Genomic DNA, 24,332 nt, shown 5'->3' on the forward strand with positions numbered 1-24,332 from the left:
AAGAAACCGGCGCCGTGTCGCGATCACTTCGCATGCGGATAAGGCCCGGTCACGAGCGACGCTTAGGACCAATTCGATGAAACCCGCTGCCAACCTGCTGATCAATGGCCGTTTTCTCGGCCGCCGCGCGACAGGCGTCGACCGCTTCGCGTTCGAAACGCTGCGCGCGCTCGATCAGATGATCGAGATGGATGATCCGCTTGTTTGCGCTCTGCGCACCGAGATCGTCGTGCCCGAAGCGCTGGCCGGCATCGCGAATCCGTTCCGGCATATCGCGCTGCGCGCGAGCGGCAAAGGCAGCGGCGTGCGTTGGGAACAGCTTGGATTGCCCACGGCTGCGCGCGGCCACCTGCTGCTCAATCTATGCAACTCGGGGCCGTTGCTGTACCGCCGGCAGATCACCGTGCTGCACGACGCAGCACCGACGCGTGTGCCCGAAAGCTACAGCCGCTCCTTTGTGGCCTGGTATCGCCTGATGGCGCCGAGTCTCGGCCGCGTATCGCAGCGCGTGATCACTGTGTCCGAATTTTCGCGCCGCGAGTTGTGCGAGGCGTACCGGATTCCGGTCGCCAAGATCGGCGTGGTGCCGGAAAGCGGCGAGCACATGTTGCGCGTGCAACCCGATGACAGCCCGGCGACCGCAGCATTGAACGAGCGTCCGTTCGTGCTCGCGGTAGGAAGCACGAACCGGCACAAAAACTTCCAGCTCGTCGCCGATGCGGCGCGTCTGATCGGCGATGCCAGGTTCGACATCGTCGTGGTCGGCGGCGGCGATGCACGCGTGTACGGAGCCGGGCCGGATGCGTTGCCTGCCTTCGTCAGGCATCTCGGTTACGTAAGCGATGGTGAACTCGCGGCGTTGTACCGGCGTGCTGCGTGCTTCGTCTATCCGTCACGTTATGAAGGTTTCGGGCTGCCGCCGGTCGAAGCGCTGGCGCTCGGCTGTCCCGTGATCGCTTCGTGCCTACCGTCGGTGCAGGAGGCTTGCGGCGACGCGGTGCTCTACACGTCGCCGGACGATCCCGCCGATCTGGCCAACCTGCTCACGCGCGTCACGGGCGACGCGGTGTTACGCGCCAGGCTGCGCGAGCGGGGACGGACGCGCACCGCTGCACTGACCTGGCGCGCGACTGCAGTCAAACTGATCGAGGAGATTTCGCCGTGGCTAATGTAACGCTTGCGTCGAACCTCGCTAACGATCCGCGTCGTTTCGGCCGTGTCGCCCTCGTGCACGAGTGGCTGGTGACCTATGCCGGATCGGAAAAAGTCGTGGAGCAGATTCTCCAGCTCTTTCCTCAAGCCGATCTGTACAGCGTGGTCGATTTTTTCCCGGAATCGCAGCGTAGCGTGCTGGGTGGCCGGCGCGCCACGACGTCGTTCATTCAACATCTGCCGCGCGCGCGCAAATCGTTTCGCAGCTATCTGCCTTTGATGCCGCTGGCGATCGAGCAGTTCGATCTGTCGTCCTATGACCTCGTCATTTCGTCGAGCCATGCCGTGGCCAAGGGCATCCTGACCGGGCCAAATCAGGTGCATGTGAGCTACGTGCATTCGCCGATTCGCTACGCGTGGGATCTGCAGCATCAATACCTGAACGAAGCCGGCTTGCAACGCGGCGCGAAAAGCTGGATCGCGCGTGCGCTGCTGCATTACATGCGCATCTGGGACCAGCGCACCGCGCATGGCGTGGATGCGTATGTGGCCAATTCGGCGTTTATCGCGCGGCGTATTCGCAAGGCCTATGGTTGCGATGCGACCGTCATCTATCCGCCCGTCAACGTCGAGCGTTTCGAACTCGGCGAGCAGCACGAAGACTTTTATCTGATCGCCTCGCGCATGGTGCCGTACAAGCGCATTCCGCTGATTGTCGAAGCGTTTGCCGCGATGCCGTCACGGCGTCTCGTGGTGATCGGCGACGGTGTCGACTTCGAACGCGTCAAGGCACACGCAACGCCGAACGTGACGGTGCTCGGCTATCAGCCCGACGATGTGCTGGTGGACTACATGCAGCGTGCGCGTGCCTTCGTTGTCGCGGCGGAAGAGGACTTCGGCATTTCGGTGGTCGAAGCGCAGGCCTGTGGCACGCCGGTCATCGCGCTGGGGCGGGGCGGATCGCGCGAGATCGTGGTGGAGTCGCCCGATCCCGAACGCGCGACGGGGCTGTTCTTTGCCGAGCAGAGCGTGGCCGCGATCGTCGATGCAGTGGGGCGCTTCGAGCGCCAGGCGCCCTTTAAACCGGAAGTCTGTCGCCGTAACGCGATGCGCTTCACGGAAGAGCGCTTTAAGCAGGAATTTCTTGCGGTCGTCGAGCGGGCGATCGATGCGGAGAAAGGCATTGCGGAAGCGGCGCCGGTGGCTCGGCGCTGGCACTCGGCCTGAGATTCGGCCTGAAGCGGCACGAGCGGCACGACAACGACATCGTTCCCGCGCAATGCAGGGTGAACGGATTGGGGGTGAGGCATGACCATTGCAGGACTCATCGTGTTCGCCATCGGACTGGTGGCGCTCTACGCGTCGTATCGCTGCGCGATCTATTCGATGGCAGTGTTCGCGCTGTTCGGCGCGACGCTCGCGCTCGGCGTGGGCAGCATCGGTGTGTTGCCCGCCCAGCTATTTCTCGCGTTCTTCGTGATCCGCGCGTTCAATCTCGCCGGCGGCAAAGGGCTCGCCGACGCCGTGACGATCGACAGGCCGGGCTTCTGGCTGCTATGCACCTGTGTGTGGGGCGTCGCGGGCGCCATCGTGTTGCCACGCCTGCTGAGCGGCTCGACGCTGGTGTTTCCCGTCGATCGCAGCAGCCAGGAGATCCTGCTGCGTCCGCTCGGGCCCGTTTCCGGCAATCTCTCGCAGGCGGTCTATTGCGTGAGCGATGTGGTCGTCTATTGCGCGATGTACGCCTTCCTGCGATTTCGCGGAGTCTATCGCACGCTGGCCAACGCGATCTTCCTGCTCACCTTGCTCAACGTGTTCGCCGGTGTGATCGATATAGTGTCGCACGCCGCCGGGATCGACGCGCTATCGGTCCTGAAGACCGCGCAGTTTGCCGATTTGACCGGCGAGGAAATGGGCGGGCTGGTTCGCATCAGCGGCACGTTCCCGGAAACCTCGGCGTTTTCCGCGTTTACGCTGCCGCTATTTGTCTTTTGCCTGAATCTCTGGATTGTCGGTTATCGCGCGAAAGTGGCCGGCACACTTGCGTTCGCGTCGGGAATGCTATTGCTGCTGTCGACTTCCGGCACGGCTTATGTCGGCCTCGGCGTGTATCAGGTCGTGCTGCTGATCAGCCGGCCCGGCGTCATTTCGCGTGTTGCCGCGGTGCGCAAGCAGCGCTTGTGGATCGTCGGGGCGTGCGTCGGCGTGCTGGTCGCGCTGTACGTCGTGCTGTTTCTGCCGCGAGTCGTCACGATACTCAGCGACTTCGTGAACGAAGCGGTGATGAACAAGGCCGGGAGTTCATCGGGCGTCGAACGCATGGGCTGGAACGCGCAGGGCGTTACGAACTTCCTCGATACCTATGGGATCGGCGTGGGTCTGGGCAGCATTCGCGCGTCGAGCTTTCTGGTGGTGGTGCTTGCCAATCTCGGGATGGTGGGCGTGGTGTGCTACGGCACGTTCCTCGCGCGGTCGATACTTTCGCCCGTGCCCAGGCACTATCCCTTTACCGAGCGTGCAGTCAGTTATGCGTCGCGGCACGCAATGATCGCGACGTTGATCGTGGCGTCGGCTTCGGCCGGCGTGTTCGAGTTGGGTTCGTGTTTCTATATATTTGCGGCCGCAGCGGGCGCACTGTCGGCGCGAGCGCCGCGGCGTGTGCCTGTGAGCGGACCTTGGGTTGTCAGGGGGGCTCATGAATAAGGTTCACGCGAAGTTGTCGAAGGTCGAATTGCTGGCGGTGTATTTTTCGTACGCAGTACGTTATCTCTATCCGCTCGTTCTGGTGCCTTACTACGGCCGCGTGCTGGGCGCGAGCGGTTATGGCATGGTGCTGGCCGGCATGTCGCTGTCCAGTTCCCTGTGGCTGCTGGTGAACTTTGGATTCTCCACGGTCGGCGCGCGCGATATCGTTCACACGGAGCAGCCCGGCGAGCGCGATACGATTTTTCGCGATCAATTTACGGCCCGGCTTTTGTTATGCATTCCCGGCATATTGATCGGCGCAATTGCGGTCTGGCGCTCGGAGGCCATTGCCAGCGTGCCCGGCGCGGGACTTTTTGTGGTGGCAGGCGGGATTCTGGCCGCTTTCAATATCGGCTGGTATTTCACCAGCACGGGACGCGCACGCACGAGTGTTTCGATCGAAGTGTTCGGGCTGCTGCTTTCGCTGGCCCTGCTGATTTCCTTTATCCATAAGCCCTCGGATATCGACCGGGTATTTCCGCTGACTTTCCTCTCCGGCCTGATCCAGACGATCGTTGCGTACTGGCTCGTGCGCAAGGAGTTCACGGGCTTCATCGCGCCGGTGCGCGCGGCGCTCGATCTGATCAAGCGATCGTCGGTGATCTTCATCTACAGCAGCACGGCCGTCCTGCTGCTGGCCGTTTCCACCTACATGCTGTCGCTGCTGGCTTCGCCCGCCGAGGTGAGCGCCTTCGGCGTCTCGGAGCGCCTGGTCGCCGCCGGCATGAGCATCATGGCGCCCGCCGCGCAGATCCTGGCTCCGAAGGTCATGTATCTGGTGACACGCAACAAGGCGCAGGCCAATCTGATCGCGCGCAGGATTTTCGCGGTTTTCTTCGGCGGTGCGGTGCTGGGCGTGATCATCACGACGCTGTTCTCCGGGTGGTTGATTCCGCTCGTACTGGGCGCGGAATTCCGCCCGGCCGTCCAGGTTCTGAACATCATGGTGTTCGTCCTGCCGGTTGGCGTCTGCACGCGGGTCGTGGGCATCTATTTCCTGATTCCGCGCAAGCTCGAACGACTGCTGGCCTGGAGCGGCGTGATCGGGGCGCTGGTCAATGTGGCGGTGGCGATTCCGCTGGCCAGCTACTGGGGCGCTTCCGGGATGGCTTTGGCGCGCCTGATCTCGGAGTGCTCGCTGCTGACGATCCTCGCTGTCGGCATCTGGCGCGCAGGACTCATGCGCGAGATCGTCGGTATCGAAGACGAAGTCTCGCTGCCGACGCGCTTCAGCCGGCTGGGCCGCTGGCTCGGTTGAGATTGCGGTGCGGCTGAAAACGCGAGCGATGTGCATGCGTGCGCCAGGTAGCAGTGTGAACGCTGCCGTGTCCGTACCATGCCGTCGCATGGACAGGCTGGATGCCCGCGCGGTGTGATCGCCGCGAGAACGCGCTATCGAATGCGCGCCGGGCAATCCTCCGGCTTCGGGGAAAACTTGCAAAGGTCGACGAGGTAAGCGATGGATTCGAGCGTCAGTTCGCGGGCAGACGTGGGCGTTACGTTCAAGCCAATGGAGCCGCGTTGCGCCGACAAGGCGCCCAAAGTCTGCGTGATCTTTCCGACGCGGGGCCGTGCGGAGATTCTCAAGCAGGTGGTCGCCTTCGTCGAATGGCAGACGGTGAAGCCGGACCTGATCATCGTCTCGTGCGTGAGCGACGACGACGTGGGCGATCTGGCGACCCATCATGGCCTGATGGTCATCAAAGGGCGTCCGGGCAGTTCGGCGCAGCGCAATCAGGCATTGGATCATGTGCCCGCTGATATCGATGTCGTGGTCATTCTGGACGACGATTTTCTGATGCACCGCATGTGGATCGCCGAAGTGCTCAAAGCGTTCGAGAGCGATGCGTCGATTGCCTGCGTGACGGGCACGGTGATCGCGGACGGCATTCACGGCCCTGGTTTCTCCTACGAAGAAGCCCGCGCAATGGTGGGGCAGGTGGGTGAGCTGCCGCCAAGCTTCATCGTGGCGCCAACCGGCGGTCCTTACGGCTGCAACATGGCGTTCCGCGCCAGCAGCATTGCGGGCCTGCGTTTCGACGAGCGCCTCGTGCTCTACGGCTGGCAGGAGGATCGCGATTTCGGCGGCCAGATCTGGAATCAGGGCGACCGGGTCGTGCGCATCAATACGGCACTCGGCGTGCATCTGGGCGTGAAGCGCGGGCGCGTGTCCGGGCGCAAGCTGGGCTACTCGCAGGTCATCAATCCGCTTTATCTGGTGCACAAAAGGACCATGCCCTGGCGTGATGCGGTGCGCCACGTGGCCCGCAATGTCGCCAGCAATGTGTTGCGCAGCTTCGCACCGGAGCCGTGGATCGACCGGCGCGGGCGTCTGAGCGGCAACGTGATCGGTATCTGGGATTTCATGCGGGGAAGGTTGACGCCGGAGCGCGCCGAGCGTCTGTGAGGGACGCGCCGTTTCATGCTGTTGGTACGACGCTTTGATTCGAATAATTTATATAAAAGGCTAGCCAGGGGGAATCCAGTGAAGATATTCGTCATCAACCTCGATACATCCGTGGACCGGCTTCGTCATATGACTTGTCAGTTGGACCGGCTCGGTTTCGCATGGGAGAGATTCCCGGCTTTTGGACCGGCGCAGGTCGAAGACTCGGCGAAGGATCTGGCCTTGCCGCTGCTGCGCGGGGCGTGCACGACGCCGGAAAAAGGTGTGGCGCTCAGTCATTACGCGATCTGGGCCATGATGCTCGACGAAGGCATCGAGCATGCGCTGGTGCTGGAAGACGACGTTCATTTTTGCCAGGACGCGAAAAAGCATCTCGAATCGATCGACGAGAAAATCACGCACGGATTGCGCTACGACATCATCAAGATCGAGACCTTTCTCGCCGGCATATTCGTCGATCGCGAAAGCGTTCCTCTGACGGATCAGACCAGTTTGCACCGGCTGCGTAGCAATCACGGTGGTGCCGCTGCTTACATCATTTCGCGCGAAGGCTGCCGCAAGATGATCGAGCGCCTCGCGACCGCCGACCGTGCTATCGACCTGGTGATGTTCGATGGCGATCTGGAGGATATGCGGGTCTTCCAGTTGCATCCTGCGCTTTGCATTCAGGATTTCCTGCGCAAACAAGGCAAGACCGGGATGGTTTCCACCGTGGGCCTGGAGCGCTCCGAAAGCGACGAGCGATCGGCCTGGCTGGATAGACTGAAATCGCCGTTTCGCGGCGGCTATTACTTTGCCCAGACCTTGCGCGTCTGGGGCGACGGCCGGATGAAAATCCGTTCGCGCTACAAAGACCAGATCTGACATGCGGGTGTGCGATGAAAACCCTGGCGTTCAACGGTAAATTCTTCGGGGCGGCGCCCACCGGCGTGCATCGCGTTGCCGAGCAACTGGTTGCCGCCACCGATGCATTGCTGGCGGAACAAAGCCGCCAGAGTGGCGATTGCGTGCTCGTTGTCAGAGACCGTGTCGATGTACCGGCTTTCCACCATATCGCCTGTGTGCGCGAAAGCTCGTGGGCCCGCAAGATGCACAGGATCGCGTGGGAGCAGTGCTATCTGCCGTTTGCGCGAAGAGATGATTTCATTCTCAACCTCTGCAATCTGGGGCCGGTTCTACACCGCAATTCCGCTACGCTGATTCACGACGCCCAGGTTTATTCCGCGCCCGATTCGTATTCGCTGCCGTTTCGCTTGTGGTATCGGCTGCAATTCTTTTTTATCGGCAAGCGGCACAAGCTTATTTTCACGGTATCGGAATTTTCGAAACGCGAACTCATTCGCTATGGCATTGCCCGCGCCGACAAGATCGTCGTAGTCCACAACGGTTGCGATCACGTTCAGCAGATCCCGCCCGATGACCGGCAACTTGCGCTACTCGATCTGAAACCGCGGCGTTATGTGCTGGCGCTTGCGAATACCCAGAAGCACAAGAATGTCGGCGTGCTGCTCAAGGCGTTTGCGAGCGCCGCGCTGCAGGACATTGAACTCGTGCTGTTCGGCGGCGCGACGCAGGCGGAATTCGAAAGCCTCGGTCATGTCGTGCCGCCCAATGTGCGCTTTACTGGCCGCATCAGCGATGCGGAACTGGTCGGTCTGATGATCAACGCCGGTGTGCTGGCGTTTCCTTCGCTTACCGAAGGATTCGGTCTGCCGCCGCTGGAGGCGATGACATTGGGCTGTCCGGTTGTCGCGGCGCCGTGCGGCGCGCTGCCGGAAGTGTGCGGCGATGCCGCGCTCTATGCCGATCCCTCCGATCCCGATGCGTGGCGCGAGCGCCTTTTAACCGTGCTCGATAACGCAGACGTGCGCGAGGCACTGGTTGCGGCGGGGCGCCGCCAGGCTGGCGGTTTTACCTGGACACAGGCTGCGCGCAATCTATTCGATGCGGTGAACGCTGTGCGCCGGGCGGCTTAGCGTTTCATTCAAAGGTCTTTGCCCTGGCGCAAAACCAGGGCGATGCGGCCCGGACGTTTTGCGTTCGGGCCGCGCATCCACCCGCGCTTATCGTTTGATCAGCGACTTCACCTGGCGCAGACCGTCAATGGCGACAGCCTTTGACCGGTCGATCCATTCCGAACTTCCCGGTGGCCGGGGTTTCAGCCCCAGCTTGCGCATGTAGTGGTTGGCGCGATACGTATCGCCATATCGCCGCGGGAATTCCATATTCAGACTGAGCGAGATCGACACGTTGTCGTGGTTTTGCACCCAGTGCGCGCCATGCGTGGGGATATGCACGGCATCGCCGGGATGAAGCGTGAATTGCGTGGCGAGCTTTTCGGCGTGCGGCTTGTAAGTTCCAGCATTCATCGCGCCGGAGTAATACTGTTCGAGTTCTTCTTCGGTGGTCACCGTGCGATCCGTCGGGTCGCATACCCAAAGATCTTTCGATCCCTGAATCTGCACCAGGAAATTCACTTCGGCGTCGAAGTGAAACGGTGTCTTGCGCCGCGGTGAAGTGATGAACACCAGCATTTCGGCATTACTCAACAGCGCCGATCCTTCCGGGCCGGCCACGTCGCGCACGAAGGCCTCATAGTCGTTGAGCAGCGCCTTATAGGCCGGATTGACTTCGACGTGTTTCATGACGAGCCACGCGCCGGCTGTTTCGATGCGGTCGATGATCTCGGGGATCGTCATATTGGGTCGGGGCGTGCTGCCCCATTTGTCGGCCAGCGTGAGATCGCCCGCATCGACATAGACATCGCCCTTGCGTTTGCAGGCATCTTCGGCCACTTTCGCGAGCGCGTCGATCGTGAAGAGCTGATGACCGGCAAGCGGGTGGTGTGCCGCAAATGCCATGTTGTGCAGCTCGCGCCGACATTGCGCAAGAGGAGCGACCGTGCGCCAGGCGGTGTGGGACCGGGCGGGAAAGTCTGTGAGCAACATGGATCTTTCTCCAGAAAGTAAAAGAACCTCAGCCTTAAAAACCCAACCTGCCGACAAGCCCGGAGCTGCCGCGCCGGCGCTGAAATTACAGTGCCGGCGCATTCGTTGCACGAGGCTTCGCGCTCAGCGTTTGACGATCCGTCTCACTGCATTCAGCGGTGATTTGAACCGGTTCAGCGGTTCGTGAACGACTTCCGAAAAGGTCTGCGGATGCGGATGTTCCAGCGTCGACATGACCTTTCTTTTCACCCTGTCACGCAGCGGCGATACACCGGGCGATACGGGATGCAGCCCCATCTTGCGCAAAATATAGTTAGCCTGATAAACCCTTGCGCGGCGTTCGAGCGACTTCATGCAATAGCTGATGCTGATGCTCACCGAAATATTGTTGTCGTTCTTCACCCAATGCGGCGCCAATGAGGGATGGTGAACGACTTCTCCCGGCGACAACCGGAAGATCGTGCCGCGATCCTGCAACTGCTGACGATAATGCGCGGCTTCGAAGTTGCCGCCGTAATAGCGTTCTATTTCCTGATCCGGGACCAGCTCGCGATCGGTCGCCGGGAACAGGCAGACATCTTTCGAGCCTTGTATCTGGAAGAGAAAATTGGTTTCGTGATCGATATGGAACGGCGTGGCAATCATGGGCGAGGCGATGATCAGCGTCATCGTTCGCCATGTCATGTCCCGGCGCAGCGGAAAATCGGCAAGGTCCTCGAGTTCGGCCGTCACCTGATCGAGCACCTGCGCATACTCCGGGTCGTAGTGTTGCGCTTGAGTGAGTTTGATCCATGTCGTGCTTTCGCCAACCAGGGAAAACGCCTCGTCCAGTTGATTGCTATGGGGCATCGCACTGAACTTGGTATCCAGCGAGCCATGTTTGAAATTGATCGCGCAGAAGTTGCCGTTGCGATCCATCATCCGTTGCGCGACCTGCCTGATTCTGGGAATTTCGAATAAACCGCTTTGATGCAGGTTATGGTTGAATTTAAAAGAATGAAGATTGAATTTGCTTTTGAACTCATTCTTCGACGCTTTAAGAACATTATCGTCCGGGTAGCATTGGAGTAATTCTTCTGTCCACGCAGCATCATCGCCAGTTATCGACATGGCAGCCTCACAGGTTGGGGAACACCTGTCTACAGGCTACTAGCGTGGTTATGCCGCTCATGTTCGTTGTCGAACACCAGCCTTCCGTTGCTTACCCGGAATTTCCCTGTCTATCACGCTTTATTAAACATCATCGGATTGAGTGTATTCAGTTCGTAAGCGCACATTTGGCAGATAGTCAGAATAGTAAACGGAATGCAAATAACGTTATGGACAATGTCGGAATTAGAAGTTGAATGAATGTATTTTCAAATTCGTGTCGGGATTTTTCGGAGTAGAGAAAAACGAATACGGGCAGTCGCCGCTGGCGATCTGCCCGTAAAGAGCGCGATGACTGCGCGTTTTATTGTTGCGGAAGCGCCTGGGTGTGCACGACGTCGGCGTTCGCGTAAGGACGCCGGGGTGCAAAGGCGGGCTTGAGAAACGCAATGACTTCGTCATCGCTGATGGGTTTGAGCGTCATGCCGAAGGCGGTGTTCAGCGATGCGACGAGGTGCTGTGTCCACAGCGCATTCCACACGACGCCCGCGTGGCTGTCGCTTAGAACGGCATTGTGCGGATCGTTGCCGGAAGTATTCGTGATGGCCCAACCAGGCGCCAGGCGCACGGTTTTGTAGTTCGGCAAGCCGTGTTCGTCACGCTCGCCCCACAGGCCCCTGAACCATGCGCGATCGTCGAGAAAAAGAATATGTCGATCCGACGATGCGAGCTTGCGCAAGCCATTGTCGAAGCGATCGAGCCCGGCGTCGATATTGGCGATTGACACCCCGGATCGCCAACTGTCGAACTCCACCGACCAGTCCGCGTTGCTGAGTATGCCCACCAGCACGATATGGGTATCCGGATGGCGCTTGCGGATCAGCGCGACCGCCTTGCCGATGGAATTCACGCAGGCGTCGATCAGCGCCGTCGGGCGCGCCGCGTGCCGATCGTGCGCAAGCTCGTCCATGACGTCGTGGCCGCCGATGTCGTTGATGCCGATGCGGATCAGCACGACGCCGCCGCGCCAGGCGAGCGGCTCGGTGTCCATCAAGTCGGCTAGACGCACCGCCTGGCGCTGCGTCAGCCCCAGCAACTGGTGGCAGGTCGCACCGCTGACAGCGAAGTCATAGCGGTAATCGTCCTTGGGCGGCGTGCGTGCGGGCGCACCCAGCGCCTCGTTGATGAACGCGCGATATTTGCCGGTTCCCCACGCGCCCCATGCGCCGAGATCGACCTGTTCCCCGCGCAGGCGCGCGAGCACCTCGGTCCATTGCCACGTGGTCGCGCGCCAGGGACCGCCGCGCATGTCCGGGCCGCCGAGCATCAGCGTGTCGTGATAGGACTGGCTATCGGAATCGCCGAGCACGGCGAAGCGCACGGGTGCCGTGGCTCGCGTCGCAACCGCCACGGCGGCCGGCGGTTTGCGAAAAAGGCCCGCCGTCGCACCGAGCTTCGCGCACAGCCCCGTAACGGCCAGCACGCCGCACAAGGCCACCATCAACGCTTTGCGAGAACGGGACATCAGTCATTTACCCCATCGCCCGGCAAGCGGGATGCCGGGTTGCCATGACTCGCCATGTCGATCACGCGCCCAGCCGCTCGCGCAGTTGCCCGCCGATCACCGCCGAGCCCGCCGTGCGAAACATCTGGTTATGCAGGCCAGGCACTTCGGTCACGACCAGCTTGCCGGTGATGACTTCGCCCCAACCCATGTCGTGCGAGAACAGCCGCCCCTTGAGCACCTGCGCGCTGCGGAAAATCTGCACATCGCCGTCATAAGGCGCCGGACGATAGCGCGCCTGCTGTTCGCGCAGATAGCCGATATTGCGGCCGTACCAGAGATTCTCGTCGATCATGTTGCTCGCGCCGTCTTTCTTCAGGAATCCGAATTTGACGGCAAGCTGGGTGAGGCGCAACAAGCGCACGGTACGGAATTGCTGGAGAAAGTGAATCATCGACATTTCGCCGCGACGCGCGAGGCGATAGTCGCGCGGAATGTCGTCCATGCGCACCTGCACCTTGCGCAACAACCGGTCGTACCAGGGCATGCGTTCGCGATAGCCGGGGCACCACGAGTCGTTGAGAATGACGAGTTCCACCGTTTCGCCTTCGCGCCGCAACTGGTGAGCGGCCTCCAGCGCCATCGCGCCCAGCACGCAGTAACCCATAAGGATGTAAGGCCCCGTGGGCTGAATTGTTTTGATGAGGCGCACGGCGTCGGCGGCGAGATCCTCGAAAGCGCGCGGCGGCATGTGCTGCGGCGTCTTCGGCACCATCGGCATATCGACGACAGGCCGATGCGCGCCAAGCTGCTGGGCGAGTTCGTAGAACACGGCGATGTTGTTGAGCACAATGATGGGCGTCTGCGTCCCTTGCTCGTTGAATCGCACGATGTTGTGTGCTTTCGCTTCCAGCTCGGCGCGACTCATGAAGCCGCTCACGCCAACGTCGGCATGTGCTTGCGCGGCCTGGCCGTTTGCGTCACGTGCCGCTGGCTGCTGCGCCGCAATCTGCACGGCCTCCAGCATCGCGCGCCACTTCGCCAGATAGCCGTCGATGGTCTCTACTTCGTAGAGATCGAGATCGCCTTCGCACGAAATGCGCCAGCCTTCCGGCCTGCGCACCATGAAGAAGTTGAGGTCGTAGAGCGCGCCCGCGTTGAACGAAGGCGAAGTCGTCGCGGCGAAAGCGTCGCGACGTACCTCGTCTCCGATGCCGACGAAGCTCTGCTGCAACGCGAAGTTGACCGGGCACAGCGGCGGGCTGTCCGCACCGGAAGTTTCGCCGGCCATCTCGACCATCTCTTCGAACGGCACATGCAGATGTTCGACCGCATCGCAGAGCTTGGCGCCGCATTGCGCGATGACGCTGGCCAGCGTGCTGCCGGGCGCGATGTCGAGACGCAGGATCACCGTGTTGATGAGCGGCCCGATCACGCCTTCGAGTTCCTGCTGATCGCGCACCGACATCTGCGTGCCGATCGCAACACGTGTCCCGCCCGCCTGGCTTTGCAGCGCCATCGCCAGACTCGCGGCGGCCACACTAAAAAGCGTGACGCCTTGCGCCTTGGCGGCGTCGATCAGATGCTCGCTGAGTTCGACAGGCAGCAGGACCGAGCGGATCGCGCCCTGGAAGCGGCGCGCCTGCGGACGCGCACGGTCGCCCGGCACTTCGAAGCGGCTGAACGCGTGCAGTTCGCGACGCCAGTGCGCGCGTGCGCGATCCAGCGCGCCGCTGGCGAGAAACTCCTCTTTCCACAGCGCGTAGTCGCCGTGATGCAGTTCGACGTCGGCGTAATCCACGGCTTTGCCTGCGTGCAGCGCGGCCAGTCCTTCCACCAGCTCGCGCACGAGAATGGCGAACGACCAGCCGTCCATCACGAGCGAGTGGAAGGTCAACTGCAGTTCGCCCTGCGTGAGCGAACGCGGCAGCCACACGGCGCGGAAAAACGAGCGCGACGATAAATCGAACGGGGTGCGCGCCTGCTCGCCGCCCGTGCGTTCGGCCTCGGCCAGAGCGGCTTGCGCGTCGCGGCCGGCGAGGTCGATGACGTCCAGACACAAGGGCGTGTCGCTCCACACCTGCTGGCGCAGCCCGGCGGCCGTCATCAGAAAACCGGTGCGCAGGATTTCGTGGCGCGCGACCAGCTCGCCGAGCACCTGTTCCAGGCTCGCGGCATCGAGCGGGCCGGACAACTGCAGGCGGAACGCGATATTCAGCGCCGTGGCTTGCGGCGACGCCTTCTGCTCATGCCAGAACCGCACCTGGCAGGCGGTCGCCGGGAACAGCACGTAGCCGGTTTCCGCCGCCGGAGCCGGGGCGATTTTCAACGCTATCCCGTTCATCGCTCACATGCCTCCTGCGCTTCTACGCTTGAAGTTGAGGATCGAGGGCCGCGCCGCTGCGGCCACATCGGCGACTTCTTCCACTTGCGCGCCGTCGAGGCTGGCCGCCAGTTGCGCGATCGACACGTTCTTCATCAACTGGCGCGCATCCACGCCCAGACCGCGTTCGTTCATGCGCGCGACGATGCGGAACAGTTGCAGGCTATCGGCGCCGAGGCTGAAGAACGGCTGGTCGATGCCGATCTGCTGCAGACCGAGCACGTCGCCCCAGATCGAGACGAGTGTGGCCTGGGTCGGCGTCAGCGCTGCGGGTTCGGCTGCAGCCACAGGTGCTTCGACCGGCGCGGCAACGTGCGGCACTTCCTTGAGCACAGGATGTGCGGCTCGCACGGGCGCGGCCACCCTATCGGCGCTTGGCACCGGCAGCGCCTTGCGATCGAGCTTGCCGTTTTGCGTTTGCGGCAGCGTGTCGAGGACCATCCACAGCGTCGGGACCATATAGCCTGGCAGCGCCGTCGCCACGTGCGCGGCCACTACGCCCGTATCGGCCTTGCCTGCTGCCGTCGCGACGATGTAGCCAGTGAGGCGCGGGTGGCCATCCACCACATGCAGCGCGACTGCCGCTGCGGCTACGCCAGGCGCGTTGCGCAGGGCCGCTTCGATGTCGCCGATCTCGATACGGAAACCGCGCAGCTTGATCTGTTGGTCGCGACGGCCGAGATGCTGGAGCGAGCCATCGGCGAGACGCTTCGCGAGGTCGCCGGTGCGATAGAGCCGTAGCGGCGCGGCGCCTTCGACCGCCACCGCGCGGAAGGCCGCTTCGGTGAGGTCGGGGCGTTTGAAGTAGCCGGTGGCCAGTCCTTCGCCGCCGATCCACAGTTCGCCGCTGACGCCAAGCGGTGCGAGGCGCAGGTCGTCGGTGAGCACGTGCAGTTGCGTGTTCGCGAGCGGCGCGCCGATCACGACCGGGCCGGAGGCTTCGACACGCGAAGCGGCGGACCAGATCGTCGTTTCGGTCGGGCCGTAGAGGTTCCAGACTTCAGCGCCGGTTGCCAGCAGCGCATCCGCGAGATCGCGCGGCAGCGGCTCGCCGCCGCACAGAATCTTGAAGCCTTGTGGCGCCTTGAAGCCAGCTTCGAGCAGCATGCGCCAGAGCGACGGCGTGGCCTGCAGCGCCGTGGATGCCTGCGTCTGCAGCCGTGCCACGAGTTCGAAGCCGGTGCGCACTTCCTCGTGTCCGGCGACGAACACCTGGCCGCCGGTCACGAGCGGCAGGAACAGTTCGAGACCCGAAATATCGAACGAGAAGGTCGTCACCGCGACGATGCGGTCTTGCGCCGTGAAGCCCGGTTCCTGCGCCATCGAAAGCAGGAAGTTGCCAAGCGCGCGATGGGCGATTTCCACGCCCTTAGGCTGGCCCGTGGAACCCGACGTGAAGATCACGTAGGCCGCATCGGCATCCTGTACGCGCGGCAGCGTCACGCTTGTGTCGTCGTGTTGCGCGAGCAGCGCGTCCAGTTCCAGCACGCGATGTGCGCCCGGTTCGAGCACCGCGCGGCTGCCTGCATCGGCCAGTACGGCGGCGATTTCGGCACCATCGAGAATCTGGCGCAGGCGGGCAGCGGGCATCGTCATGTCGAGCGGCACGTAGGCGCAGCCCGCGCGCCACACGCCGATCATGGCGGCCACGGTCAGCGCCGTGCGTTCCATCGCGATAGCGATGCGTGCGCGCGGCGCGATGCCTGCCGTCACGAGACGGCGCGCGATCTGGTTGGCGCGTGCATTGAGTTCGTCGTAGCTCAGACTCGCCAGTTCGTCGCTGACGGCGTTTGCTGCGGGCGTCTTGCGTGCCTGTGCGGCGATCAGCGCCGGTGCCGTCTGCGTGAGATCGTAGGCGCGTTGCGACGCGTTCAGTTCGTCGCGCAGATGGCGGATCTCGGCGTCGCTAAGCAGCGGCAGGGCGGCGACCGGCGTGTCGGCGTCGCGGGCGATGGCGGCCAGCAGCGTTTCGTAGTGGCCGAGCCAGCGCTGGATCGTCGCTTCGTCGTAGACGTCGGTGTTGAAATCGCAGTCAAGACGCAGACCTTGCGCCGATTCGATCACGTTGAGGAACAGATCGAAGTTGCAATAGGCCTTGGCGTTCGGCGCGAAGCGCGAGCTCACGCCTGCCATGTCTAGCTGCGAATCGACCTTTTCGAGGTTGAATTGCAGATCGGTCAGCGGCAGGCGGCTGAAGTCGCGCTTGATGCCGAGGTCGCGCACCAGCGCGCCGTAGGTGTAGTTCTGGCGATCGCCCGCATCGTAGAGATGATCGCGCACGGCCTTCATATGCGTGGCGAACGGCAGTTCGCGGTCGAACTTCACGCGCAGCGGCAGGAAGTTCACGCAATGGCCGGCCAGCAGCGCTTCGCCGGCTTGCGACTGACCCGCCATCGGCGCGGCAATCACCACGTCGTCGCGGCCCGCGAGGCGGCCGAACAGCACTTGTGCTGCACCGAACAGCGCGGCGAACAGCGAGCAGCCCTGCTTCGACGCGGCGGTCTTGACCTGCTTGAGCAGGTCGGCGCCCAGCAGACGCGTCGTCGAGGTGCCGTTGAAGCTTTTCACTTCGGGGCGCACGCGGTCGCCCGGCAGATCGAGTTGCGGTGCGCTGTCGCGATGCAGATTCATCCAGAAGTCGCGCGTTTCCTTGTCCACGCCCGCCTGGTCCTGCGCGCTGGCAAAGGCGAGGAAGCTTTGCACGTCGTCGAGTTCGGCGGTCTGGCCCGAGACTTCGGCGGCGTAGAGCGCCTGCAGGTCGCGCAGGATGATGTTGATCGACCAGCCGTCACAGATGATGTGATGCGCGGTGAACACGAAGGCCCACTTGCTGGCTTCGAGTCGCACGAGCGCCGCGCGTGCCAGCGGAGCGCGCGTGAGATCGAAGACTTCGCGTGCTTCTGCGTCGACGAGCGCCGCGAGTTGCGCGTGCGCATCGGCTTCGCCGGACAGGTCGATCTGTTCGAGCGGCACGCGGGCAGCCGGGTCCGCGAACATCGTGTCGCCCACGCGCGAGAAGTGCGCGCGCAAGGCGTCGTGACGTGCGACCGTAGCCGCGAAAGCGCGATCGAAAGCGGCTTCGTTCAGCGCGCCGCTTAATTCCAGCGTGAACGATTCGTTGAACGCCAGCGACGCTTCATGGCTTTGCTGCGCCGACATCCAGATCTCTTTCTGCGGCTCGGTGAGCGGAGCCTGCGTGGGCGCGGGCGTGACCGACGAAGCTGCGGCTGTGGCTTCGCTCGGCTGCGCCGCGCTGCCAAGAATGCCCGCAGCTTGCAGCGCCGCGATACTGGCGACGAAAGCATCGCCGATCTTGCGGATGTCTTCGTCCGAATGGCTCGTGGTCAGGAAGCAGGGGAAGCCTTCCATGATGTGCACGCCGAGGTAGCGCATATACGCATAGAACAGGCTCCCCAGACGGTCTTCGCCCGCGAAGCTGATGTAGAACCAGCTCGAGAACGTCTCCGCACGCGTGGCGATGCCAACCTTCTCCAGATGCGTGTTGATCCGTTGCACGAGGCCGTCCATGCGCGTGCCGAGCGTTTCCTGCAGCGCCGGGCCGGCCGCCTTGAGATGCTGGAGCACCGCCTTCATCGCCGCGAGCACGACCGGATGGCGCACGAAGGTGCCGGCGAAGAACGTGGGCGGTACTTCGGGTACCGAAGCATCGCCGAATTGCCACTGACCGCCGTCGAGCGCGTCCATGTATTGCGCGCTGCCCGCGAGAACGCCGACCGGCAGACCGCCGCCGACCACCTTGCCGTAGGTCGCCATGTCGCCCTTGATGCCCCAGTAGCCTTGCATGCCGGCCGGGTGGACGCGGAAGCCGGTCACCACTTCATCGACGATCAGCGCCGATTCGTTGGCCGCCGTCACGTCGCGCAACTGCTGCACGAATTCCTTCGGCCGCAGGTTCGGATGGCGCGACTGCACCGGCTCGATCAGCACGGCGGCGATATCGTCGATATTGGCCTTGATCCATTCGAGGCTTTCGGTGCGTGCGTAGGGCAGCACGACCATGTTGCTCACCGAACTGCCCGGGATGCCCGGGGCGAGCGGGAAGGCGCGCGGCACGCCCGCTTCGCTGCCCGGCTTGACGAGCACTTCGTCGAACTGGCCGTGATAGTCGCCGTCGAAGCAGACCACCTTGTCCTTGCCCGTCACGGTGCGCGCGAGGCGCATCGCGGCCATCACGGCTTCCGATCCCGTGTTGCAGAAGGTGACGCGCTCGTGGCCGGTCATGTCGGCGAACATCTGCGCGACTTCGCCCGCGAGCGGCGATTGCGGCCCGATCGCGAAACCTTCGGCCATTTGTGCATTGACGGCGTCCACCACGAAGTCCGGCGTGTGGCCGAATGCGGTCTGGCCGTAGCCGTTCACGAGGTCGATATATTCGTTGCCGTCCACGTCCCAGATCTTCGAGCCCTTCGAACGCTGCGCGACGATCGGGTAGACCAGTTCCTTCCACTCTTCGCGGAAGCCGCTGGCGGTGCGCGGGTCCGCGAGCACGGCGCGATACGACTGCGTGCGCGACTTCGACGTCGCCGTTTTCGCCGAGTAACGCGTCGTGAGATCGGCGATGAAGGCGCTCTGCGCGTCGGTCATTTGCGCGGAGTTGGTCGCGCCCGGCTTGTAGGCGGTGAAGCGCGTGGGGCGGTTTTCCTCGAACTTGATCTCGGGGCCGTTGGCGCGTGCGGGTGCTGTGGCACCAACTGCGGTGGCGATCGGCGTTGCGACGGGTGCGGGGGCCGCTGTCGGAGCCGCAGCCGCGACAGTCGCGACGGGCTGTGCGAGCGCAGCGGGCACGCCTTGCAACACTTCGAGCTGGCGCGTCATCAGCGACTGCATGGCGGCGATCTGGTCGCGGATCACCGACTGCACGTCGCCGGTGACAGGCATCGTGATGGCGACGGGCGCAGCGCTGGCCGTGACGACGGCGGTGGCTGCAAGCGGAGCTGGCGCTGCCACCGCAACCGCGGCTTCAACCGGAGTCGGTGCCGGCGCGGCCACGGGTTCCGGGTCGGGCGGCAAGGCGCCGTCGAGAAATTCCGCGAGCGTGGGCAGCGTCGGGTAGTCGCTCATGATCTGGCGGAAGCTGATCGTCACGTCATAGCGGCGGCGCAGCTGGCGGGAGACCTGCCCCATGAACAGCGAGTCGTAACCGAGATCCCAGAACGTCACATCGGGATTCGACGTATCGGGCGCTTCGCCGGACATCTCGGCGAGCAGCGACACGAGTTCGGCGACAAGACGCGGTTTGCGGTCGATCTGAGCGGATTGAGCGGTTTGGGCCATGGCAGTCGGAGAAAGGTCGGTATTCGCGTTGGAGGAAGCCGGCGCGGCAACGGCCGCCGCTTGCGTCGTGGTGAGGCGGGATGCGGCTGTTGCGGGGGCGTCGATCCAGTGCCGCTCCGGTTCGAACGGATAAGTGGGCAGTGCGATGCGGCGCGCGCCTTCGGGATGGAGCGTCGTCCAGTCGGGCGTCACGCCGTTGAGCCAGAGCCGTCCAGTGGCTTCGGCGAGCACGCTGGCTTCGCGATCGCGCAGCGCGAAATCGGGCAGCGAAGCGATGGCGGCCTGATAGCGGTCCTTGGGCAGGCCCTGGGTGGCGAAAGTCGCGAGCGTGCGTCCGGGGCCGATCTCGAGCAGCAGCGGTTTGCCCTGCGCCGTCACGGTGGCGAGCGCGTCGCCAAAGCGCACCACGTCGCGGCAATGGCTGGCCCAGTAGCGTCCCGATACGGGCCGGTCGGACGCTGCCCACTGGCCCGTCACCGAAGACACATAGGGAATCTTCGGCGTGGCGAACGTCAGGCTGTCCGCCACTGCGGCGAGATCCTCGACGACGCCGGACATCATGCGCGAGTGGAACGCATGCGACGTATGCAGACGCCGATTTTCGATATCGCGCGCCTTGAGCGTGGCCTCGAAGGCCTCGATGGCCGCGAACGGGCCCGCCACGACGCACAGCGACGGCGCATTGACGGCGGCGAGATCGACGTCTACGGGCAGCGCTGCGCGCAGTTCGGCTTCGGGCAGACGCACCACCAGCATCGCGCCGGGCTCGGCTGATTGCATGAGCGCGCCGCGCTGGGCGATCAGGCGCAGCGCATCTTCGAAACCGATCGCCTCGGCCACGCAGGCCGCGACCAGTTCGCCGACACTGTGGCCGATCATCGCCACCGGTTTGACGCCGCGCGACATCCACAACTGCGCCAGAGCGTATTCGGTGAGGAACAGCGCGGGCTGCGCATAGATCGTCGAGCGGATCGGGTGCGGGGTATCGTCGCCGTCGGGCACTTCGCCCAGCAGCATCGTGCGGATGTCGAGGCCGAGATGCAGCGCGAGCGCCTGCGCGCCTTTGTCGATCCACTCGCGATAGACCGGCTCGCTGCGATAGAGCGCCGCGCCCATGCCCGGATATTGCGCGCCCTGGCCGGGGAACATGAAGATCACCGCCGGTGCGGCTTGCGGTGCCTGGGCGTCGATCGCGCCTTTTTGCAGCTTCGCCAGCGCCTGGTCGAGGCTATCGGCGATCAAAACCGAGCGGTGCGTGAAGGCGCGGCGACCGGTTTGCAGCGTCGCGGCCACGTCGCCCAGCGCAAGTTGCGGGTGGGCGGCGAGATGCCTCGCGAGATTCGCTTTCGCGCGCTCGAGCGCAGCCGCGCTGCGTGCCGAGAGCGGCAGGATTTGCAGCGCGGTTTGTGAGCTTGCTTGCGCCGGTTCGCGCGCGGGCGCTTCTTCGAGCACCACGTGCACGTTCGTGCCGCCCACACCGAATGAACTCACGCCCGCGCGGCGCGGCGTCGCGCCCGCGTCCCACGCGCGCGCGGCGGCGTTGAAGTAGAACGGGCTGCGGGCCGCATCGATGCCGGGGTTGGGCGACTGGAAGTGCAGCAGCGGCGGCAGCGTGCGATCGCGCAGCGCCAGCGACGCCGCGATCAGACCGGTGACGCCCGCCGCCGCATCGAGGTGCCCGACGTTCGCCTTTGCCGAACCGAGCGCGCAGAACTGGCCGCCTTCGACGCCGCCCAGACGGAACGCCTGCACCAGCCCGGCGAATTCGATCGGATCGCCCAGCGGCGTGGCGGTGCCATGCGCTTCGACGTAGCCGATCGTCGCCGGATCGATATCCGCTTCTGCGTGCGCGATGGCGATGGCGCGCGCCTGCGCATCGACGCTCGGCGCCGTGAAGCCGACCTTGTCGGCGCCGTCGTTGTTCATGCCCACGCCGCGAATCACGGCGCTGATCGGGTCGCCATCGGCGATGGCATCTTCGAGGCGCTTGAGCAGGACCACGCCCGCGCCGCTGCCGAACACCGTGCCTTTTGCGTTGGCGTCGAACGGACGGCACACGCCATCGGCGGCGCCCATGCCGCCTTCCTCGTAGTAGTAGCCGCGCTTTTGCGGGAAGGTGATCGAGACACCGCCGGCCAGCGCCATATCGCAGCGGCCCGCGCGCAGATTCTCGACCGCCAGACCGATCGCGGTGAGCGAAGTCGAACAGGCCGTTTGCACCGAGATCGCCGGACCTTTGAGGCCGAGCTTATAAGCCGTGCGCGTGGCGACGAAATCGCCCGCGCCCACCAGCTTCTGATATTCGCCGATCTGGAACTGGCTCGTGAACTCGTCGATCACGGCGCGATCGGAGAGCACGTGCTTGAGGAAGTATGTGTTCATCGACGTGCCCGCGAACACGCCGACCGCGCCGGCGACGGCGGCGGGATCGTAGCCCGCATCCTCGAACGCTTCCCACGCGATTTCCAGGAACAGACGCTGTTGCGGATCGGTCAGCGCGGCTTCGCGCGCCAGCATGCCGAAGAAGCCCGCGTCGAAATGGTCGACGTCCGGCAGGATCGGCCGTGCTTTGACATAGCGTTCTTCGCGGCGTGCGTCGTCGTCGAAGCTGTCTTCGAGTTCGGATACGTCGAAGTGCGTGATGCAGTCGCGACCCGCGAGCAGATTGGCCCACAGTTCGGCGACATTGCGCGCGCCCGGAAAGCGCCCGGCCATGCCGATCACGGCGACTGCGCCGCTGCGTGCTGCGAGCCGGCTTTCGATCTTGCCGCCTTGCGCGGTGTTGAGTGTGGCGAGCGTGGCCAGATGCGCGGCCAGTGCATCGACATTCGGGTGGCGGAACAGATCCACCAGCGCGAGATCCGGCGTGACGTCGCGCACGATGATCGCGTGGGCGCGCATCAGATCGAGCGAACGCAGGCCGAGGTCAAAAAAGTTCGCGCGGCGCTCGACGGTTTTGCCGAGCAGCGTGTCGAAGACGGCCGCGAGCCGGTCGGCGATTGCGTCGTTCTGTGTCTGCGCGCCGGCTGCGGGCGCGGCGGGCACGGCGATCTGCGCGAGCAGGGCCTTGCGATCGATCTTGCCGTTCGGCGTGAGCGGGAATTCGGGCAGCGCGCGCAATTCGGCCGGCACCATGTAGTCGGGCAGGGCCGCTTTCAGATGCGCGCGCAGCGAGTCGAGGAACGCCGACGCGGTATTCGCGTTGATATCGGCCTTGACGAAGCCTGCGATGGCCTTGCCGTTGCGTGCTTCGAAGGCGGCCACGGCCGCGTCTGCGACGCCCGGCGCGGCGCGCAGCGCGTGTTCGATTTCGTCGAGTTCGATGCGCTTGCCCGCGATCTTGATCTGCCGGTCGTTGCGGCCCAGAAAGTCGATGGCGCCGTCCGCGCGGCGGCGCACGAGGTCGCCGGTGCGGTAGAGCTTCGCGCCGTGCGTGAAGATATCGTCGACGAACTTCTCCGCCGTCAGGTCTTCGCGATTGAGATAGCCGAGCGCGACGCCGTCACCGCCCACCACGAGTTCGCCGGTTTCGCCATCGGCGACCGGTGCGAGTTTATCGTCGACGATATAGGCTTGGGTGCCCGCGATGGCCTGGCCGATTGGGATGGCGTCGCCGTTTGCAAGCGCTGCGTCGCGCGCGAGGCGATGGCAGCAGGAAAACGTGGTGTTTTCGGTGGGACCGTATCCGTTGATGACCTGCAGGCCCGCATGCGCTTCCATGACTTTGCGCACGTGCAGGGGTGAAAGCACGTCGCCGCCCGTCAGCACTTCCTGTAGCGGGGCGAATGCGTTGAGCCGGTAGTCGGCGAGTGCGTTGAAGAGGCCCGCGGTGAACCACGCACTGGTTGCCCCGAGTCGTACAATTTCGGCTGCGATGGTGTCGAGCGACGGCTGGACTTCGTTGACGATGGCCGCGCAGCCGCCGTTCAGCAACGCTCCCCAGATCTCCAGCGTGCTTGCGTCGAACGCGAGCGGCGCGAGATTGAGAAAGCGCGTCTGCGGCGTGAGCGACGTGAACGTCTGGCCGTTCACGAGACGCAGGATCGCGCGATGCGGGACGATCACGCCCTTGGGTTTGCCCGTCGAGCCCGACGTGTACATGATGTAGGCGGGATCGTTGCGCCCGCATGCATGTGAAGTAGCCAGTGCAGCACTGTGCGAGGCCGAAACGACTTCCGAGAGATCGATCAGGATTCCGTGTGAATTGTCTCCGTGGTCGGCGATCACGAAGCGGGGCGCGCAATCCGCCACGATGAAATCGAGTTGCGCGCGCGGATAAGCCGGATCGAGCGGTACATACACTGCGCCCACGCGCAGGATCGCGAGAATCAGCGCCAGCGTGTCGCGGCTGCGCGGGACCATGATCGCGCAGCGATCGCCTGGCTGCAGACCCCGATCCCGCAGGACGGTAGCGAGACGGGCCGATCGTTCGTTCAGATCGGCATAGCGCTCTTCGCCAGTGGCGTCGATGGCGGCGAGACGATCGCCGAACCTCGCGCAGGTGGTCTCGAACTGCGCAATTACATGAAGTGCCTGGCCAGCGTCGTTTGCCTCGCCGCCTGAAATTCCGTCTCGATGCGACATTTGCCGGTCCCCCAATCGTTTTGATCGGCTATTGGAAATTGCTGGATCGTCGATTCGTCACCGCCGCTGTGGTGGCTGATTGCACCCCGGCGAGTTCACGACGTAAGGAAAGCCCCGTTACTGCGCTGCCTGCGCGCGCCCCTGCTCATACGGCGGGTGCGAAATTTTCTGTAAGTAAAATTTAAGTTTGAGTGCGCGGGCTGTCCGTTCGCCGACGCACACACG

General features: G+C 63.7%; 12 protein-coding genes. 7 read left to right on the plus strand and 5 right to left on the minus strand.

Annotated elements, in window-relative coordinates; all coding sequences use genetic code 11:
* Window positions 1–76 precede the first annotated feature (76 nt).
* The 7 genes from U5A67_RS01520 (at window position 77) to U5A67_RS01550 (ending at window position 8,280) form a co-directional block, all read left to right on the plus strand.
* On the plus strand, window positions 77–1,174 hold the full coding sequence (locus tag U5A67_RS01520) for a glycosyltransferase family 1 protein (RefSeq protein WP_321814264.1): 1,098 nt from the start codon (window positions 77–79) through the stop codon (window positions 1,172–1,174).
* Window positions 1,162–2,379: a glycosyltransferase family 4 protein gene (locus U5A67_RS01525; RefSeq protein ID WP_321814265.1), complete on the plus strand. Its 1,218-nt coding sequence runs from the start codon at window positions 1,162–1,164 to the stop codon at window positions 2,377–2,379. The genes U5A67_RS01520 and U5A67_RS01525 overlap by 13 nt, the downstream gene beginning before the upstream one ends.
* A gap of 81 nt (window positions 2,380–2,460) precedes the next feature.
* Window positions 2,461–3,855 (plus strand): hypothetical protein, encoded by a 1,395-nt coding sequence (locus U5A67_RS01530; protein WP_321814266.1) that lies wholly within the window; start codon window positions 2,461–2,463, stop codon window positions 3,853–3,855.
* Entirely contained in the window at window positions 3,848–5,155 is a 1,308-nt protein-coding gene (locus U5A67_RS01535) for an oligosaccharide flippase family protein (RefSeq protein ID WP_321814267.1), read from the plus strand. Before U5A67_RS01530 ends, U5A67_RS01535 begins: the two co-directional genes overlap by 8 nt.
* 201 nt (window positions 5,156–5,356) lie before the next feature.
* A complete protein-coding gene (locus tag U5A67_RS01540) occupies window positions 5,357–6,304 on the plus strand; it encodes a glycosyltransferase family 2 protein (RefSeq protein ID WP_321814268.1) in 948 nt (315 codons plus the stop codon).
* A gap of 15 nt (window positions 6,305–6,319) precedes the next feature.
* A complete protein-coding gene (locus U5A67_RS01545; RefSeq protein ID WP_321814269.1) occupies window positions 6,320–7,168 on the plus strand; it encodes a glycosyltransferase family 25 protein in 849 nt (282 codons plus the stop codon).
* Window positions 7,169–7,182: 14 nt separating this feature from the next.
* A complete protein-coding gene (locus U5A67_RS01550; protein ID WP_321814270.1) occupies window positions 7,183–8,280 on the plus strand; it encodes a glycosyltransferase family 1 protein in 1,098 nt (365 codons plus the stop codon).
* Between the two features lie 87 nt (window positions 8,281–8,367).
* On the opposite strand, the gene U5A67_RS01555 is transcribed toward U5A67_RS01550, so the two are convergent.
* The 5 genes from U5A67_RS01555 to U5A67_RS01575 form a co-directional block, all read right to left on the minus strand.
* A complete protein-coding gene (locus U5A67_RS01555) occupies window positions 8,368–9,354 on the minus strand; it encodes a cupin-like domain-containing protein (RefSeq protein ID WP_321814433.1) in 987 nt (328 codons plus the stop codon).
* Window positions 9,355–9,375: 21 nt separating this feature from the next.
* Complete coding sequence (locus U5A67_RS01560) at window positions 9,376–10,362, minus strand: cupin-like domain-containing protein (protein WP_321814271.1); 987 nt, start codon at window positions 10,360–10,362, stop codon at window positions 9,376–9,378.
* A gap of 343 nt (window positions 10,363–10,705) precedes the next feature.
* The gene (locus U5A67_RS01565) at window positions 10,706–11,866 is read right to left on the minus strand and encodes an SGNH/GDSL hydrolase family protein (protein ID WP_321814272.1); all 1,161 of its coding nucleotides are present in this window, start codon (window positions 11,864–11,866) and stop codon (window positions 10,706–10,708) included.
* Window positions 11,867–11,927: 61 nt separating this feature from the next.
* Window positions 11,928–14,189 (minus strand): condensation domain-containing protein, encoded by a 2,262-nt coding sequence (locus U5A67_RS01570; RefSeq protein ID WP_321959668.1) that lies wholly within the window; start codon window positions 14,187–14,189, stop codon window positions 11,928–11,930.
* A 3-nt stretch (window positions 14,190–14,192) separates the two neighbouring features.
* Window positions 14,193–24,107 (minus strand): non-ribosomal peptide synthetase/type I polyketide synthase, encoded by a 9,915-nt coding sequence (locus U5A67_RS01575; RefSeq protein ID WP_321814274.1) that lies wholly within the window; start codon window positions 24,105–24,107, stop codon window positions 14,193–14,195.
* Window positions 24,108–24,332 lie beyond the last annotated feature (225 nt).

Origin of the sequence: Paraburkholderia sp. J69-1 (assembly GCF_905220255.1) — a bacterium.
GTDB lineage: Bacteria > Pseudomonadota > Gammaproteobacteria > Burkholderiales > Burkholderiaceae > Paraburkholderia.